The 16,135-nt window shown below is 69.8% G+C and carries 16 protein-coding genes; 7 read left to right on the plus strand and 9 right to left on the minus strand.

The features are described 5' to 3' along the window. Positions 1-60 precede the first annotated feature (60 nt). Together AC1HFW_RS13785 and AC1HFW_RS13790 are read left to right on the plus strand one after the other, a co-directional pair. Complete coding sequence (locus tag AC1HFW_RS13785; protein WP_479283884.1) at positions 61-1,515, plus strand: amidohydrolase family protein; 1,455 nt, start codon at positions 61-63, stop codon at positions 1,513-1,515. 12 nt (positions 1,516-1,527) lie between these two features. Then, the gene (locus AC1HFW_RS13790) at positions 1,528-3,288 is read left to right on the plus strand and encodes an ABC transporter ATP-binding protein (protein ID WP_479283886.1); all 1,761 of its coding nucleotides are present in this window, start codon (positions 1,528-1,530) and stop codon (positions 3,286-3,288) included. A gap of 66 nt (positions 3,289-3,354) precedes the next feature. Here the strand turns inward: AC1HFW_RS13790 and AC1HFW_RS13795 are convergent, their stop codons facing one another. Beyond that, the gene (locus AC1HFW_RS13795) at positions 3,355-4,035 is read right to left on the minus strand and encodes an aspartate/glutamate racemase family protein (protein WP_035360632.1); all 681 of its coding nucleotides are present in this window, start codon (positions 4,033-4,035) and stop codon (positions 3,355-3,357) included. A gap of 57 nt (positions 4,036-4,092) precedes the next feature. Between AC1HFW_RS13795 and AC1HFW_RS13800 the strand changes: the two genes are divergently transcribed. Next, on the plus strand, positions 4,093-5,055 hold the full coding sequence (locus AC1HFW_RS13800) for a LysR family transcriptional regulator (protein ID WP_479283889.1): 963 nt from the start codon (positions 4,093-4,095) through the stop codon (positions 5,053-5,055). Here the strand turns inward: AC1HFW_RS13800 and AC1HFW_RS13805 are convergent. Then, positions 5,052-5,984, minus strand: coding sequence for an N-carbamoyl-D-amino-acid hydrolase (locus AC1HFW_RS13805; protein ID WP_479286503.1), 933 nt, complete (start codon positions 5,982-5,984; stop codon positions 5,052-5,054). The genes AC1HFW_RS13800 and AC1HFW_RS13805 overlap by 4 nt on opposite strands. A 76-nt stretch (positions 5,985-6,060) precedes the next feature. Continuing rightward, positions 6,061-7,530, minus strand: a complete 1,470-nt coding sequence (gene hydA / locus AC1HFW_RS13810; protein ID WP_006396205.1) for a dihydropyrimidinase — start codon at positions 7,528-7,530, stop codon at positions 6,061-6,063. A 331-nt stretch (positions 7,531-7,861) separates the two neighbouring features. Here hydA and AC1HFW_RS13815 point away from each other — a divergent pair, with 331 nt between their 5' ends. Continuing rightward, complete coding sequence (locus AC1HFW_RS13815; RefSeq protein WP_006396206.1) at positions 7,862-8,899, plus strand: transporter; 1,038 nt, start codon at positions 7,862-7,864, stop codon at positions 8,897-8,899. A gap of 21 nt (positions 8,900-8,920) precedes the next feature. Here the strand turns inward: AC1HFW_RS13815 and AC1HFW_RS13820 are convergent, their stop codons facing one another. Continuing rightward, positions 8,921-9,895, minus strand: coding sequence for a GlxA family transcriptional regulator (locus AC1HFW_RS13820; RefSeq protein ID WP_061074043.1), 975 nt, complete (start codon positions 9,893-9,895; stop codon positions 8,921-8,923). A gap of 170 nt (positions 9,896-10,065) precedes the next feature. On the opposite strand from AC1HFW_RS13820, the gene AC1HFW_RS13825 reads away from it, so the two are divergent. Then, positions 10,066-10,434: a DUF1428 domain-containing protein gene (locus AC1HFW_RS13825; RefSeq protein WP_061074042.1), complete on the plus strand. Its 369-nt coding sequence runs from the start codon at positions 10,066-10,068 to the stop codon at positions 10,432-10,434. 133 nt (positions 10,435-10,567) lie between these two features. Then, positions 10,568-11,071, plus strand: a complete 504-nt coding sequence (locus AC1HFW_RS13830; RefSeq protein ID WP_116522291.1) for a VOC family protein — start codon at positions 10,568-10,570, stop codon at positions 11,069-11,071. Positions 11,072-11,142: 71 nt separating this feature from the next. Here the strand turns inward: AC1HFW_RS13830 and AC1HFW_RS13835 are convergent, their stop codons facing one another. The 3 genes from AC1HFW_RS13835 to AC1HFW_RS13845 form a co-directional block, all read right to left on the minus strand. Next, on the minus strand, positions 11,143-11,655 hold the full coding sequence (locus AC1HFW_RS13835; protein ID WP_035361785.1) for a DUF1993 domain-containing protein: 513 nt from the start codon (positions 11,653-11,655) through the stop codon (positions 11,143-11,145). A gap of 205 nt (positions 11,656-11,860) precedes the next feature. Further along, positions 11,861-12,934 (minus strand): extracellular catalytic domain type 1 short-chain-length polyhydroxyalkanoate depolymerase, encoded by a 1,074-nt coding sequence (locus tag AC1HFW_RS13840; RefSeq protein ID WP_238890237.1) that lies wholly within the window; start codon positions 12,932-12,934, stop codon positions 11,861-11,863. 26 nt (positions 12,935-12,960) lie between these two features. Next, positions 12,961-13,143 carry a hypothetical protein gene (locus tag AC1HFW_RS13845; RefSeq protein ID WP_006396220.1) on the minus strand — a complete coding sequence of 61 codons (183 nt, stop codon included), beginning with the start codon at positions 13,141-13,143 and terminating at the stop codon, positions 12,961-12,963. 277 nt (positions 13,144-13,420) lie between these two features. On the opposite strand from AC1HFW_RS13845, the gene trhA reads away from it, so the two are divergent. Beyond that, positions 13,421-14,074 (plus strand): PAQR family membrane homeostasis protein TrhA, encoded by a 654-nt coding sequence (gene trhA / locus AC1HFW_RS13850; RefSeq protein WP_061074039.1) that lies wholly within the window; start codon positions 13,421-13,423, stop codon positions 14,072-14,074. Between the two features lie 18 nt (positions 14,075-14,092). Here trhA and AC1HFW_RS13855 read toward each other — a convergent pair whose 3' ends face one another. Together AC1HFW_RS13855 and AC1HFW_RS13860 are read right to left on the minus strand one after the other, a co-directional pair. After that, a complete protein-coding gene (locus tag AC1HFW_RS13855; RefSeq protein ID WP_479283893.1) occupies positions 14,093-15,265 on the minus strand; it encodes an FAD-dependent oxidoreductase in 1,173 nt (390 codons plus the stop codon). Between the two features lie 49 nt (positions 15,266-15,314). Next, the gene (locus AC1HFW_RS13860) at positions 15,315-16,085 is read right to left on the minus strand and encodes an AraC family transcriptional regulator (protein ID WP_479283894.1); all 771 of its coding nucleotides are present in this window, start codon (positions 16,083-16,085) and stop codon (positions 15,315-15,317) included. Positions 16,086-16,135 lie beyond the last annotated feature (50 nt).

Genomic DNA, 16,135 nt, shown 5'->3' on the forward strand with positions numbered 1-16,135 from the left:
GGGCGGCGCGGCCCCGGCCGCGCCGCCCTTCCCCTGATTCCGCAGCACAGAGAGTCTCCCGTGAGCGACACCAATCAAGCCAGCATCACCCATTTCAAGAACCTCGCCACCCTGGTGGCCTGGGACGAGGCGCTGGGCTCGCACGTCTATATCGAGAACGCCGACCTGGTGATGCGCGGCAACACCGTGATCCACGCCGGCACGGGCTACGCCGGGCCGGCCGACCAGGTCGTGGCCGGCAACGGCCTGATGGCGATGCCGGGCCTGGTGAACGTCCATAGCCACCCCTCTTCCGAGCCCGGCAACCGCGGCCTGCTGGAAGAGCTGGGCAGCGACAAGCTGGGCCAGAGTTCCCTGTACGAATACATGCCGGTGTTCCGCTCGGGCATCGAGACGGCGCAGTATTCCAACCAGGTGGCGATGGCGGAAATGCTGCTGAGCGGCGTGACCACCTTCGTCGACATGTCGCTGCCGCGCCCCGGCTGGGCCGACGTGGTCGCCGCCGCCGGCATCCGCGGCGTGCTGGGCCCGATGTTCCGCTCGGCCGCCTGGCGCACGACGGACGGCCATTCGGTCGAATACACCTGGGACGAGGCGGCGGCGCAGAAGTCGTTCGAGGCCGCCCTGGCCGTGGCCGACAGCGCCATCAACCACCCCAGCGGCCGCCTGGGCGCCATGTTGTGCCCCTCGCAGGTCGACACCTGCTCGCCCGAACTGCTCAAGGAAGCGCAGCAAGCCGCGCGCCGCCTGGGCATACCGATGCAGATCCACGCCGCGCAGAGCGTGGTCGAGTTCTCGGAGATGACGCGCCGCCACGGCCGCACGCCGATCGAATGGCTCGATGACCAGGGCCTGCTGGATGGCGACCTCATCATCGGCCACGGCATTTTCCTGAACGACCACCGCGCGCTGTACTGGCCGCACGCCGACGACTTCGGCCTGCTGCAACGCTCGGGCGCACACGTGGCGCACTGTCCCACGGTGTTCGTGCGGCGCGGCATCGCCCTGAGCTTCCTGGGCCGCTACCTGCGCGCCGGCATCAACGTCGGCATCGGCACCGATACCTTCCCGCACAACATGCTCGATGAAATGCGGCTGGCCTGCTATGTGGCCCGCCTGCAGGCCGGCCACTTCCGCGCCGCCTCCACCGAGGAAGTGTTCAACGCCGCCACCATCAACGGCGCCCGCATGCTGGGCCGCGACGACATCGGCCGCATCGCGGTCGGCGGCAAGGCCGACTTCTCGCTGGTCGACCTGTCGCATCCGTACATGCGGCCTGGCCGCGAGCCGCTGCGCAGCCTGATCTACTCGGCCGGCGACCGGGCCATCCGCGACGTCTACGTGGACGGCGCCCAGGTGGTCAAGGACGGTAAGCTGCTGACCATCGACATCGAGCGCGCCATGCAGGAAGTGGAACGCGCCCAGGCGCACACCATCGCGACCGTGGCGCAGCGCGACTACGCCGGCCGCGACATCGACGCCATGTCGCCGCGCGTCTTTCCCAGCCGCGCCTGACGGAGACTCCCCATGACCGAGACCTTACTGGCGGTGCAGGGCCTGAGCGTCGAGTTCGGCGCCCGCGCCCGGCCGTATCGGGCGGTGAAGTCGCTGGACTTCACCATCGGCCGCGGCGAAACGGTGGCGCTGGTGGGCGAGTCCGGCTCCGGCAAATCGGTGACGGCGCTGTCGATCCTGCGCCTGATCGAGCGCGCCGGCGGCCGCATCGCCGGCGGCAGCGCCCGCTTCGTGCCGCGCGACGGCCGCGAGGTGGACCTGTTCGGGCTGGAGGAATCGGCGTTGCGGCGCATCCGCGGCAACGAGATCTCGATGATCTTCCAGGAACCGATGACCTCGCTCAACCCGGTGATGACGGTGGGCGACCAGCTGGCCGAAGTCTATCTGCTGCACCAGGACATCTCGCGCCAGGAGGCCTGGCGGCGCGCGCAGGACATGCTGGTGGCGGTGAAGATGTCCGAACCCGAACGCCGCATGACGCAGTATCCGGGCGACCTGTCCGGCGGCATGCGCCAGCGCGTGATGATCGCCATGGCGCTGGCCTGCCGGCCGCAGCTGCTGATCGCCGACGAACCGACCACCGCGCTCGACGTCACGGTGCAGGCCGAGATCATCGACCTGATCCGCGACCTGCAGCGCGAGGTCGGCATGGCCGTGCTGTTCATCACGCACGACATGGGCGTGGTGGCCGAGATCGCCGACCGCGTGGTGGTGATGCGGCACGGCGACAAGATCGAGGAAAGCGCCACCGCGGCGCTGTTCGAGGCGCCCACGCAACCCTACACCCGCGACCTGCTGGCCGCGGTGCCGCGGCTGGGCGACGGCTCCCCCGACGAGGCCGTGGTGCAGGAGCGCCCGCCCGTGCTGGAAGTGTCGGGCCTGGCCAAGCGCTTCCCGGTCAAGGCCGGCGCGTTCGGCAAGGTGGTGGCCAACGTGCACGCGGTAGAGGGCGTGTCGTTCGACCTGCGCGCCGGCGAGACGCTGGCCCTGGTGGGCGAGTCCGGCTCGGGCAAGTCGACCACCGGACGCCTGCTGATGAAGCTGGTGCAGCCGAGCGCGGGCTCGATCCGCCTGGCCGGCCAGGACGTCACCCACATGACGCCCGAGCAGATGCGCGCGATGCGGCGCCACATCCAGATGATCTTCCAGGATCCGTATGCGTCGCTCAACCCGCGCCTGCACGCCTGGGACCTGGTCAGCGAACCGCTCAAGGTGCATGGCGGCCACACCCGCGAGCAGCGCCGCGAGCGCGCCGCCCAGTTGCTGGAGCGGGTCAGCCTGCCGCGCGAGTTCCTGGACCGCTACGCGCACCAGTTCTCGGGCGGCCAGCGCCAGCGCCTGTGCATCGCCCGCGCGCTGAGCGTCAATCCCAAGATCATCGTGGCCGACGAGCCGGTGTCGGCGCTGGACGTGTCGGTGCAGGCGCGCGTCATCGAGCTGATGAAGGAACTGCAGGCCGAGATGGGCCTGTCGTACCTGTTCATCTCGCACGACATCGCGGTGGTGGAAAAGGTCAGCCACCGCGTGGCCGTGATGTACATGGGCCAGATCGTCGAGATCGGGCCCACCCAGGAGGTGCTGCACCGGCCGCGCCACGCCTACACCCAGCGCCTGCTGTCGGCGGTGCCGGTGCCCGACCCCGCCCGGCGCCACCAGCGCAGCGTGCGCGCGGCGCGCGACATTCCCAGCCCGATCCGCAAGGTGGGCGACGACCCGATCGTGACGCAACTGGTACAGGTGGCCGCCGGCCACTACGTGCAGCAGGCGGCGTAACGCCAAATCGGCCATGCGGGCGCCATGGCGCCCGCATGGCCGATGCCCTGCCGCCCCCGGGGCCGTTCAGGCGCGGCCGAAGATCCGCCCGACCGCCATGGCCACGGCGGCCTGGGTCGGCTCCACCACCGGCAGGCCGCAGGCCTCTTCCAGCCGCGCGCGCAGGTCCGCCATGCCGGCGCACCCCATGATGAGCACGTCGGCGCCATGGGCGTCGCGCAGGGTCCTGCCCACCGCCGCCATGCGCTGGAACGCCAGTTCGGCGTCGGCCAGGTCGCTGACGCGCAGGTCCAGCGCCAGTTCGCCGCAGATGCGGTCGGCCACGCCCATGGCGCGGAAGTAGCGCAGGTGGCGCGGGATGGCGGCGCCGGCGATGGCGATGACGCCGACGCGGGTGCCGATGCTCATGGCCGTCAGCACCGAACACTCGCCGATGCCCAGCACGGGCACCGGCGCCAGGTCGCGCAGGCCGTGCAGCCCCGGATCGCTGAAGCAGGCCACGATGACGGCGTCGGCGTCGGCGGCCTCGCGCCGCACCAGCTCGGCCATGGGCGCGATGCTGGCGTCGGCCTCGGCCTGGTTCTGGATGCCGGCCGGCCCGCCGGTGGAGGTCAGGCAGCGGAAATCCAGCGGCAGGTGGCGAAACGGCTGGACGGCGCGGCCGATGGCCTCGGTCACCTTGTCCAGGGAATTCGGGTTTACGAGGAGAATGCGGGCGTTGGGCACGATTGAGTAGAATCCTTGCATTAGAGGCGGGCCGGGAAGCATCCGAGCATCGCCCAGGTCAAGAGGAAATCAAGCAGCATGTCTGAATTACCCGGAAAGGTCCGGTCTTCCGCGCCGTTGAATCTGCGCCAGATCGAGGTATTCCACGCCATCATGATCACGGGCTCGTTGAGCGCGGCCGGGCGGCTGCTGCACGTGACCCAGCCCGCCATCAGCCGGGTGCTGGCATCGATCGAGCTGCGCCTGGGCTACGCGCTGTTCGAGCGTTTCAAGGGCCGCCTGCATCCCACCAAGGAAGCCCGCAAGCTGTTCCAGGAAGTGGAATCGATCCAGGCCGGCGTCAACCGCCTGAACGACATGGCCGCGGGCCTGGCCGGCCATGGCGGCGGACTGGTCAGCGTGGTGTCCAGCCCCAGCTTCGGCGAATGGCTGATCCCGGCGGCGACGGCGAAGTTCTGCGCCCGCAACCCCGGCGTGCGCATCCGCTACCGGCCGCTGGGCATGGACGCGCTGCTGCCGCAGCTGCTGCTGGGCTACGCCGACATCGCCATCTCCATCTTCAAGCCGGAACATCCCAACCTGATCACCACCGAGCTGGCGCTGGGCGAAATCGTCTGCGTGCTGCCGGCGGGCCACCGCCTGGCGCGCGAAAACGTGATCCAGCCGGCCATGCTGGCCGGCGAGATGCTGGTGGGCTACAGCCGCGACACGCCGCTGGGCGAGACGCTTTGCGCGCATCTCGACCCGCAGGGCCACAACCTCCTGGCCCCGGCGATCGAGGTGCGTTCGTCGCAGACGGCGTGCTCGTTCGTGCGCCAGGGCGTCGGCGTGGCGCTGGTGGACTCGTATGGCCTCACGGACGCCCTGATGCACGGGCTGGTGGTGCGCCGCATCGAGCCGGCGATTCCGCTGTTCGTGTACGTGTCTCATTCCCGGATCGAGCCGCCCCCGTCCATCGCCAAGGCCTTCCTGACGCAGTTTTCCCAGATCGTCAAAAAGGAATTGCCCGCGATGACGCAGGCAATCCTCAAGCGGGCTTAGTCGATTGCCGCAACAGGCAGCGGCTCGCCGGCGCCGGTGCGCTCAATGATCAGCTTGTAGTGCTGCGGGCTGCGGTGCTTGGCGAAGTTGAAGACGTGGTCGCGGAAGGTCTGGCCCATGCCCAGGTCGATGCGGGCGGTGATGACTTCGTCTTCCTCGCCGCTGGAACGGGCCACGATCTCGCCCGACGGGGCCACGATCATCGAGCTGCCGATCATGTGGTGGCCATCCTCGTGGCCGCACTTGGCGGCGGCGGCGACCCACACCGCGTTCTGGTAGGCGCTGGCCTGCAGCACGATCTCGTGCGTGGTGGTGCGCAGGTGCGCCGGCTCGTTCCAGTGGATGTTCAGCGACGGCGTGTTGTAGCCCAGCACGATCAGCTCGGCGCTCTGCAGCGACATCACGCGGTAGGTCTCGGGCCAGCGGCGGTCGTTGCACAGGCACATGCCGATCTTGACGTCGTTGGTTTCCCACACGCCGAAGCCCAGGTCGCCGACTTCGAAGAACTTCTTTTCCAGGTGCTGGAACGGCGCCTCGGGCTTGTGGTCGGAATGGCCGGGCAGGTGGATCTTGCGGTACTTGCCGATGATCCTGGCCTGGCGGTCCACCAGGATGGCGGTGTTGAACTGGCGCCCTTCCGGAGTCAGCTCGGCGTAGCCCAGGTAGAAGCCGATGCCGAGTTCGCGCGCGGTGTCGAACAGCGGCTGCACGTCGGCGTTGGGCATGCTCTTTTCAAAGAAGCGATCGACCGCCTCGGCGTCTTCCATCCAGTAGCGCGGGAAGAAGGTGGTCAGCGCCAGTTCGGGAAAGACCACGAACTCCGCCTTGCGGGCCGCGGCTTCGCGCATCATCTCGACGAGGCGGCGGACCACCACCGCGCGGGTGTCGGCCAGGTTGACGGCGCCCATCTGGGCGACCGCGAGGTCCATTTTGCGCGCATGGGTTGCGTTGCTCACGATGTCAGTCTCCGGGGGTTCTATCGCTATGCGTTGAGGGCCGTGTCGCTCAGGACTCGATCACGGCCGGGAAAATCTTGCGCAGCAAGGCGGCGCGCGGGCTGATCTCGCGCGCCTTCTGCAGCGGGGCGGGCAGGCCGCGGGCGATGAACTGGCCGCGGCCGCGTTCGGCGCGCAGCACGCCGTCGTCCACGATCACCTCGCCGCGGCTGATCACCGTGGTGGGCCAGCCGGTGACCTGGCGGCCTTCATAGGGGGTGTAGCCGACCGCGTCGTGCAGGTCGGCGGCGCGCAGGGTCACGGTCTTTTCCGGATCCCAGATCGCGATGTCGGCGTCCGCGCCCACCGCCAACGTGCCCTTCTTCGGGTACAGGCCGTACATGCGGGCGTGGTTGGTCGAGGTCAGCGCCACGAACTGCTGCAGCGTTAGGCGGCCGCTGCGCACGCCTTCGGAAAACAGCAGCGGCATGCGCACTTCCAGGCCCGGCAGGCCGTTGGCGATCTGCTTGAACGTGGTGGCGTCGCCGGCCGGCAGCTTGCCGGATTCGTCGTAGCGGTACGGCGCGTGGTCGGACGACAAGAGCGCCAGCGTGCCGCTGTCCAGGCTTTGCCACAGCGCCTGCTGCGACACCGGGTCGCGCGGCGGCGGGCTGCAGCAGAACTTGGCGCCCTCGACGCCCGGGATGTCGATGTCCTCGGCGGTCAGCAGCAGGTAGTGCGGGCAGGTCTCGCCGTACACCGGCGCGCCCAGCGTCTGCGCGGCGTGGATCGCCTGCGCGCCGCCCTGGGTCGAGACGTGCACGATCAGCACCGGCACTTCCAGCACCGCGGCCAGGCTGATGGCGCGCTGGGTGGCCTCGTTTTCCGCGATCGGATCGTGGCTGACGGCGTGGTACTTGGGCGCGGTGTGGCCGGCCGCCAGCAGGTGGCGCGCGATCCAGCTGATAACGTCGTTGTTCTCGGCATGCACCATCGGCAGCGCGCCCTCGCGCGCGGCGATGGCGAACACGTCCAGCAGCTGGCGGTCGTCCAGCTTGAGCTTGTCGTAGGTCATGAAGACCTTGAACGAGGTGATGCCGGCGCGGATCAGCTCGGGCAGGTCGCGGTTGAGCGTCTCGGGCGTGGGGTCCGAGATGATCAGGTGGTAGCTGTAGTCGATCACCGATTTCTCGGCGGCCGAGGCGGCGTAGGCGTCGGCGACCTGGCGCAGCGACTGGCCCCGATGCTGCGCCGCGAACGGCACGATGGTGGTGTTGCCGCCGTGGGCCGCCGAGATCGAGGCGGTGTGCCAGTCGTCGGCGCACAGCACGCCCATGCTGGACAGCTGCTCCACGTGGCAGTGGCTGTCGATGCCGCCCGGCATGACCAGCCGGCCGGCCGCGTCGATGGCGCGCCGGCCCGCCGGCAGCGTCGCCGCGATCGCGGCGATGGCGCCGTCGACGATGCCGATGTCGCCGACGAAGTCGGCATCGGCCGTGACGATGCGGCCATTGTGCAAGGTCAGATCGAAGTCAGTCATCAAGAATGTCCCAATGCATGGACAGGCGCGCCGTGGCGGGCCCGACAGGAGGCACCATCATGCATGCGCCCGGGCAATTGGGAAACGGCCGGAAGCGGCCGCGCCGGGCCTCGGGCGGCCACCACCCGCCACGGCTAACACATTGATTCAACGGCGAATTCCCGATCCGTCCGGCAAGCCCGCGAGGCCCATGCATAACGCTGGATCATGGAGGCTGTGCAAAGTTTTATATCGGGTTTCCCCGTGGCGCGGTCCCCCGGCACAGCGGGGATGGCGGGCCGGCGGCCCGTTGTCGCGGGACTGTCACATTGCGGCGTCACCATCGCGCATCATGACGACCCCAGCGGCAGCGGCCGACTACCAATCCGACATCTCCGGCCTGATCTGCGCGTTCCGGTTCAAGGGCGGCGGCCCCGCCACGGAAATCGCCTCGCCCGCGGTCGCCGACCTGCTGGCGCGCATCGCGCAGGATGGCGACGCGCCCGAGGACGGCGCCTTTCTCTGGCTGCACCTGAACCTGTCGCAGGCCGGCTGCGTGCGCTGGCTGCAGGCCCACCTGGACCTGCCCGACACCTTCATCGCAATGCTGGGCGGCGAGGCCCATTCAACCCGCATCGAGCAGCAGGAGGGCGCGCTGGTGGCGGTCTTCAACGACGTCATCTTCGATTTCGACCGCACCCCGGCGCAGGTCTCGACCCTGTGGGTCTGCGCCCACCGCAAGCTGCTGGTGACCCTGCGCCGCAAGCCGCTGCGCTCGCTCGACCGCCTGCGCGAGCATGTGCGGCGCGGCGAACCGTTCGGATCGCCGGCCGAACTGCTGGCGCACCTGATGCGCGACCAGGCCGACCTGATGATGGAGATCGTGCGCAAGGCCAGCGTCGATGTCGACGGCATCGAGGATCATTTCCTGGCCGCGCGCGGCGGCCCGGGGCGCCTGGACCTGGCCGCCACCCGCCGCGTGCTGGTGCGGCTGCAGCGCACGCTGGCGCCGGAGCCGGGCTCGGTGTTCCGCCTGCTGGCGCGGCCGCCCGCCTGGCTGCGGCCGCGCGACGTGCAGGAACTGCGCGAATCCACCGAGGAATTCTCGGTGGTGCTGGGCGACATGGCCGGCCTGGTCGAACGCATCAAGCTGCTGCAGGAAGAAATGACGGCGCGGCTGGACGAGCAGAACAACCGCACCCTGTTCACGCTGACGCTGGTGACGGTGCTGGCGCTGCCGATCAACATCATGGCGGGCCTGTTCGGCATGAACGTGGGCGGCATCCCGCTGTCGGACGACCATCACGGCTTCTGGATCATCTGCGTGCTGGTGGCGGCGTTCACCGGGTTCGTGGCGTGGCTGGCGTTCCGCCGACGGCGCGCGGGCTGACGGCGGCCGCTGGCGGCCCGGCTACTGGTAGCGCTCGCGGTAGCCCACCGGCGACATGCCGCAGTACTTGTTGAAGATGTCGCGAAAGGCCTTGGTGTCGTTGTAGCCGACCTCGTACATCACTTCCGACACGCTCTTGCGCGAGCTTTCCAGGCGCCGCTTGGCGGCCTCGACGCGCACGCGCTGCACGTACTCGACGATGCTGTTGCCGGTGGCCTGGCGAAAGCGCCGTTCGAGCGTGCGGCGGCCGAGCGCATGGCGGTCGGCCAGGTCCTCGACGGTGATTTTCTCGGTGTAGCGGGTTTCGATGAAATCCTGCACCGCGCGCACCACCTGGTCGGCGTGCGCCTTCTGGCCCATGAACACCGAGAACGGCAGCTGGCTCTGGCGGCTCCAGTCGAGCTGGAAGTACTTGGCGCACCAGATGGCGGTGTCGCGGTCGGTGTATTTCTCGATCAGGTGCAGCACCAGGTGCGCGGCCGAGAAGGCGCCGCCGCTGGTGTAGATGCCATTGCCGGAATGGACCACGCGGTCGATGCTCCAATCCACCGCCGGGAACAGGCTGGCGTACAGGTTGCGCGCCGCCCAGTGCACCACCGCCTGCTGGCCGTCGAGCAGGCCGCCGGCGGCCAGCAGCGCCGCGCCCAGGCACAGGCTGGCCACTTCGCCGCCGCCGCGGTAGTGGCGGGCGATCCATTCGACCAGTTCGCGGTTGGACAGCACCACGTCGGACACCGCGCCCAGCAACGGCGGCGCGATACAGATATCGATATCGCGGGCCTCGTCCAGCACCAGGTCGGCCTGCACCGTGATGCGGCCGTCGTCCAGGCTGACCTGGCGCGTGGCGGCCAGCGTGCGCACCTGGAACCGCGGCGCGCGCCCCTGCGCGGCCAGGTATTCGTTGGCCACCAGGAAACCGTGCCGGGCCGTTTCCAGCGACGCGATATTGGCGCCGGACGGCAGCAGGAAGGCGATGTTTTTCATGCCGCCAAGCATACGCCGACAGACCTGTCGCAATCCACCCTCAAGAATGTCGCAATCGCCTATCTGAAAGCGCCGCCGATCCCGATACAGTGACATCTACCGGCATCGCTGCCGGCGCGGCCGCCGCGACGATGCGGGCTTGCGGGCGGCGCGTACAACAACACGGAGTCAAGGAGCATCTGATGGAACAGTACATAGATGGTTACCTGCTGAGCGTGCCCAAGGCCAACATCGAGGCCTATCGCAAGATGGCCGAGCTGGCCGGCTCGATCTGGCTGGAATACGGCGCGCTGGAATTCCGCGAGTGCGTGGCGGACGATATCGACGGCGAGGGCTTCGGCTCGTTCAGCGCCGCCGCCAGCGCGCGCGAGGGCGAGACGGTGGTGTTTTCGTGGATCGCGTTTGCCAGCAAGGCCGAACGCGACCGCATCAACGCCAAGGTCATGGCCGACCCGCGCCTGACGGGCATGTCCTGCGAGGGCGTGTTCGATTTCAAGCGCATGTGCTGGGGCGGCTTCAGCACCCTGGTGGCCAAGTCGGCCCGCGGTTGAAAAAAAAGCGCGGCGGCCTGTCGATCCCGGCGCCGCCCATTCGTCGTGGGAACAGGACGGGCCGGAACGCGCAGGCGCCCCCGCGACCCGCCCCCAAGTACCCCACCCCCTTCCCGGTTTTCGGAGACACATCATGGCCACCCCCGCAAAGAAAGCGATTCCCGACGGCATGCACACCCTGACCCCGCACATCGTGTGCGAAGGCGCCTCGGATGCGATTGCCTTCTACCGCAAGGCGTTCAACGCCGAGGAACTGACGCGCCTGCCGGCTCCCGGCGGCAAGGTGATGCACGCCGCGATCCGCATCGGCGATTCGGTGGTGATGCTGATGGATGACTTCCCCGAATGGGGCAGCCTGGGGCCCAAGGCGCTCAAGGGCTCGCCGGTGACGCTGCACCTGTACGTGCAGGATGTGGATGCCGCGATCAAGCAGGCGGTGGCGGCGGGCGCGCAGGTCACCATGCCGGCGGCGGACATGTTCTGGGGCGACCGCTACGGCCAGGTGGTGGATCCGTTCGGCCATCGCTGGTCGATCGCCACCCACAAGGAAGACCTGACGCCCGAGGAAATCCAGCGCAACATGGCCCAGATGGGCGAGATGGAAGGCTGCGGCGACCCGTCCAGGAAGCAGGGCTGAAGCGCCGCTGCGAGCGCCCGTCCGACGCTCGTCCGGACGGGCGCGGGCGTCAGGGCCGCCCGGACGCCGCGTCAGGCCGTGTACGGCCCCAGGAAGTCCAGCTTGCCGATCGGCACGCCAGCGTGGCGCAGGATGTCGTAGGCGGTGGTGACGTGGAAATAGAAGTTCGGCAGCGCGAACGTCAGCAGGTAGGCGTCGCCCTGGAACTCGGGCTTGAACTCGCCGAAGCTGAGCGTGACCTTGCGGCCCTCGGCGCCGTCCAGGGCCTCGGCCGGCACCGAACGCAGGTAGGCGATGGTGTCGGCGACGCGCTTCTGCAGTTGCTCGAACGTGGTTTCCTCGTCGGGAAACTTGGGCGATTCGACCTGCGACAGGCGCTGAGTGGCGAACTTCGAGGCGTCGCTGGCGCGTTGCACCTGGCCCGACAGCGGATACATGTCGGGGGCCAGACGGGCGTTGACCAGCTCGGCCGGATCGATGCCGTTGGCGGCCGCGTGGGCGGCGCCCTTTTCCAGCAGCGTGGCCAGCACGCTCAAACCGCGGATGAAGACAGGCACCGAGGCCTGGTACATGGACAGGGACATGATGATGAGTTCCAAATAGGCTTGCCCGGCCGGGCGCCGGGAACGGCGCCAGGTCTGCGGGCGTGGCGCGATGTTAGCGCCGCGCAGCGACGGCCGGCCGGCGCCAGGGACGACATGTCTGTTTCCGTTTTCTGAACAATAACGCGCCGGCCCGCGTCCGGCCATCCCCGCGCCCTGCCGGGAGGCCGCGCCGCCCTATGCGGCCCTATGCGGCCACGCGCCGCTGGCCCTGGAAGAACCGCCAGATCAGCGCCGAGGCGTCGGGGCCGCTGCGCGCGTGATAGCGCACCGAGGCATCGCCGCCGCTCCAGCCGTGCTCGACGCGGGTGATCTCGCACAGCCGCAGCACGATCTTGCGGCCCCGCAGCAGATCGACGCGGCGATAGGCCTTCTCGGTGCCCAGGCCCAGCACCCGCTCGACCGTCGGCTCGTCCGCCGCCAGCCCGTTCAGGGCGCGGAACTGCTCGAACAATTGCCTGGCATTGCGCGGCGCCACCGCCGGATCCATCTGCCCCTGCAGGATCATGGCCGGCATGCCGAGCGCGAACGCGGCCGGATCCGCCACGCCCTGCAACAGCGGCAGCAACGGCTTGACCGAGCCGCGGCGCATCGTGTTCAGGCCGGCCGCGGCGTTGTGGGCGTCGCCCAGCACCGGCCCGGAATGCATCGCCAGCGCGGCGATCAGGGTGGGATGGCGCAGCGCCACCAGCGCGGCCATGCTGGCGCCGGCCGACAGGCCGGCGATGTAGACGCGTTCCGGGTCCAGCCCGTGGCGCGCCACCTCGGCCTGGATCAGGGCGGCGATCAGGTCGGCCTCGGCGCCGCCGTGCTGCGCGTCGGGCTGGAACCAGCGCCAGCAGCGCTGCACCTGCCGCGTCATCGATTGCTGCGGATACAGCACCATGAATCCGCCGGCGTCGGCCCACTGGTTCATGCGCGAACCGCGCGCGAACGCCAGCGCGGTCTGGCGACAGCCGTGCAGCATCACCACCAGCGGCATGCCCTGGCGCGGCGCGGCCAGCGGCGTGTAGCGGGCGAAGGACAGCCCGCGGCCATGGGCGTCGGTGAATTGGCGCGAGGCTTCCCAGCGGCCGCTGCCCAGGCTGGGGGCCGCGACGCCGGTGGCGCTGTGCGCGGCCGGGCGGGTCGTGGCGGCCGGCCGCGCCGGCGCGGCGCGCTGCCGCACCCGCTTGGGCGCCGCGATGCGCAGGGCCGCGCGCTGCATGCGGCTCAGCTTCTTCGCGGCGGTGAAAAACAGATGGGTAAGACTGCGCGCCATTGATCATGCTCCGGGACCGGCCCGGCTCAGAACCGCCCGGACTGGATCGCCGCGCCGCTCGTCAGCAATTCCAGACAGGAGACCAGCGCCACCGCGATCGTGATGATGGAGAGCACCTTGACGACCTTGCTGGTGCCTGGCCGGGTCAGCGTCGCGGTCATGCGCGTGACGATGTATGCCCCAACCATCAGGCCGATTGCCGGAATCATAGAAGCGCCTCCCCTTGAAGAGTCTGTGCGGGCTCGCCGGATGCGCAGCCCTTCGATAACGCGGTACGCAGCCAAAGCGCCGCCTCTGCGGGCGGCTGATTTAGCGAGAGAAATGTATCACACAGTAACTTGCCATCGCAGCTTTTCGAGCGCCGCGGCGGCCGTCCTGTTTGCAGAAAATCAAGACGCGCCGTCCTGCGCTCACGGCCGGCTTGAGGCGGCGACGCAAAACCCTTATGGTAGAAACCCTAAGACCAATTACCCCCACCAGCAAACCATGTTCCCGAACGACCGCCGCCAGACCCTGGGCGAGGAAATCGCCAACACCATCAGCCACGGTCTGGGCGCGGCCGGCGCGCTGGCCGCCGCCCCGATCCTGATCGTCGCGGCCGTGCGCCAGGGCGACGCCGCCTTCATCGCGGGCGCGGCGATCTTCGCCGCCAGCATGTGCCTGCTGTACCTGGCCTCGGCCATCTACCACGCGCTGCCCGACAACCGCGCCAAGCGCCTGTTCAACGTGCTCGACCACTCGGCCATCTACCTGCTGATCGCCGGCACCTACACGCCCTTCGCGCTGGGCGCGCTGCGCGGCCCGTGGGGCTGGACGCTGTTCGGCCTGGTGTGGGGCATGGCGCTGCTGGGCGTGGGCCTGAAGGCCAGCAAGCGGCTCGACCGCCCCGCCCTGTCCACCGGGCTGTACCTGGCGATGGGCTGGCTGGTGGTCATCGCCGTCAAGCCGATGCTGGAGCTGGTGCCGACCGGCGGCCTGTGGTGGCTGCTGGCCGGCGGACTGGCCTATACCGGCGGCGTGGTGTTCTTCGTGTTCGACAACCGCTGGCGCTACGGCCACTTCGTCTGGCACCTGTTCGTGCTGGCCGGCACGGTCTGCCATTTCTTCGCCGTGCTCTGGTACGGCGCGGGCGCCGCCTGAGGCGCGCCTGACGCCGTATCAGGCGCGGCGCTCGCGCGCCTGCGGCATGGCCAGCAGGCCGCGCTTCATCAACCCGCGCACGCCCGGCATCATCAGGCTGCCGGCAAACACCAGGTCGCGCCACAGTCCCGGACCGGACGCCTGGAAACACGGCGTCAGCGCGCGGCTCAGCGTCTGGTACAGGCGCGATGGCATCAGCCGGCTGCGGGCATAGCGATCCGGCCCCGCCTGCGCGCCGTGCTCGCCAAGCGCCCGCGCCAACGCCAGCGCGTCCAGCACCGCCAGCGTGGTGCCCAGCCCCAGTTGCGGGCTCATGGCGTGCGCCGCGTCGCCCACCGCGCAGTACGGCCCGCGCGCCAAGGCGCGCGGCCAGGTATGGCGATAGGTGGCCACCGCCAGGTCGTCGTGGCCGCCGATCTGCCGTACCACCGGCTCGGCCTCGGGCCACAATTGCAGCAGGCGCGCCTTCCAGGCCTCGATCGGCGCGGCGCGCCAGGCCGGCAGGGCATCGTGGCGGATGCTCCAGAACAGCGACAGGCGCACGCCCCGCGGGCCCAGGTCGGTGGGCAGCAGCCCCATCATCTCGCGGGTGCCGGCAAAGCGTTGCAGCAGCTGCGACGCGCCATCCCATTCGGGCACCCAGAACTGGCCCCACAGCGCGCCCCAGCGGTAGACCCGCGAGCGGGCCGCCAGGCCGACCTGCTCGCGCAGCGCCGAAGCCGCGCCGTCGGCCACCACGAACACGTCGAACGTCGATTCGCCGCCGCCATGCCGCACGCGGGCACGGCCCTGCGCCGTGTCGAGCCGTTGCACCGGACAGCCGAACGAGAATTGCGCGCCGGCGCGTTGCGCCGCCTCGAACAGCACGCCGCCCAGCGCGGCGCGGGTCACGGCGCGCGCGCCATCGCCGCGATAGTCGATGTCCACCACCCGCCAGCCGCGATGCGACAACCCCAGCAACCGGTCGATCGGCGCGCCGACCCCGAGCGCGGCGATGTCCACGCCCAGCGAGTCCAGGCCGCGCACGCCCGGCGGCTGCAGCAGCAGGCCGGCGCCGGCCGTGGTGAAGCCGTGGTGCTTCTCGAACACGCGCACGCGATGCCCGGCGCGGGCCAGCGCCAGCGCGGTCGCCAGCCCGGCGCTGCCGGCGCCGGCGATGCCGATGGATAACGGGGAATGCGGAGTCGTCATGGAAGCGTCGCGCCGGATGGGGTGCCGGCATAGTACCAACGCCGCCGACTCATTCGGGCTGGTGCAGATAACCGGTGGGCGGACGGCCCAGCACCCGCCGGAACATGGTGGAGAACGCCGCCGGGCTCTGGTAGCCGAAGTCCAGCGCGATCGCCGTCACCGGCGTGCCGGCCGCCAGCCGCGCCAGCGCCAGCACCACGCAGGCGCGCTGGCGCCAGGCCGAGAACGCCATGCCGGTCTGCTGGCGGAAGTGGCGGCTGAAGGTGCGCGGGCTCATGTGCAGGCGCCCGGCCCAGGCCTCGGGCGACTGGCGCACGTCGGGCGCGGCGATGAAGGCGCGGCACAGCGGCGCCAGGCGCTTGTCGCGCGGCAGCGGAATGTGCAGCGGCAGCACCGGCGCGCGCGTCACCTCGTGCAGCAGCAGCGCCGCCAGCGCGCCGTCGCGGCCGGCCGGGTCGTAGTCGGCCGGCATGTCGACCGCCGCCAGCAGCAGCTGGCGCAGCAGCGGCGACACCTCGACCACCTCGCAGGCGGCGCTGCCGGCGCGGGCCGCGCCCGGTTCGATATAGGCGCTGCGGGTGCTGACGTCCTGCATGCGCACCTGGTGCGCCACGCCGGCCGGGATCCACACGGCGCGCTGCGGCGGCACCACCCAGTTGCCGTCGCGGGTGACCACGTGCATGACGCCGGTGGCGCCGTACAGCAGCTGGGCGCGGCGGTGCGTGTGCGCCGGCAGCAGGTGGCCGGGCGGATAGTCGTTGCCGATGGCGACCACCGCGCGGTCGAGGCGGTCGTGCAGGTCGATGTGGCTGTTGCGCATGACGGGGATTGGCCGGAATGCAAACATTATTGTCCAATCCTCGAAAGCAA

This window comes from Achromobacter sp. ISS7 (assembly GCF_056523125.1).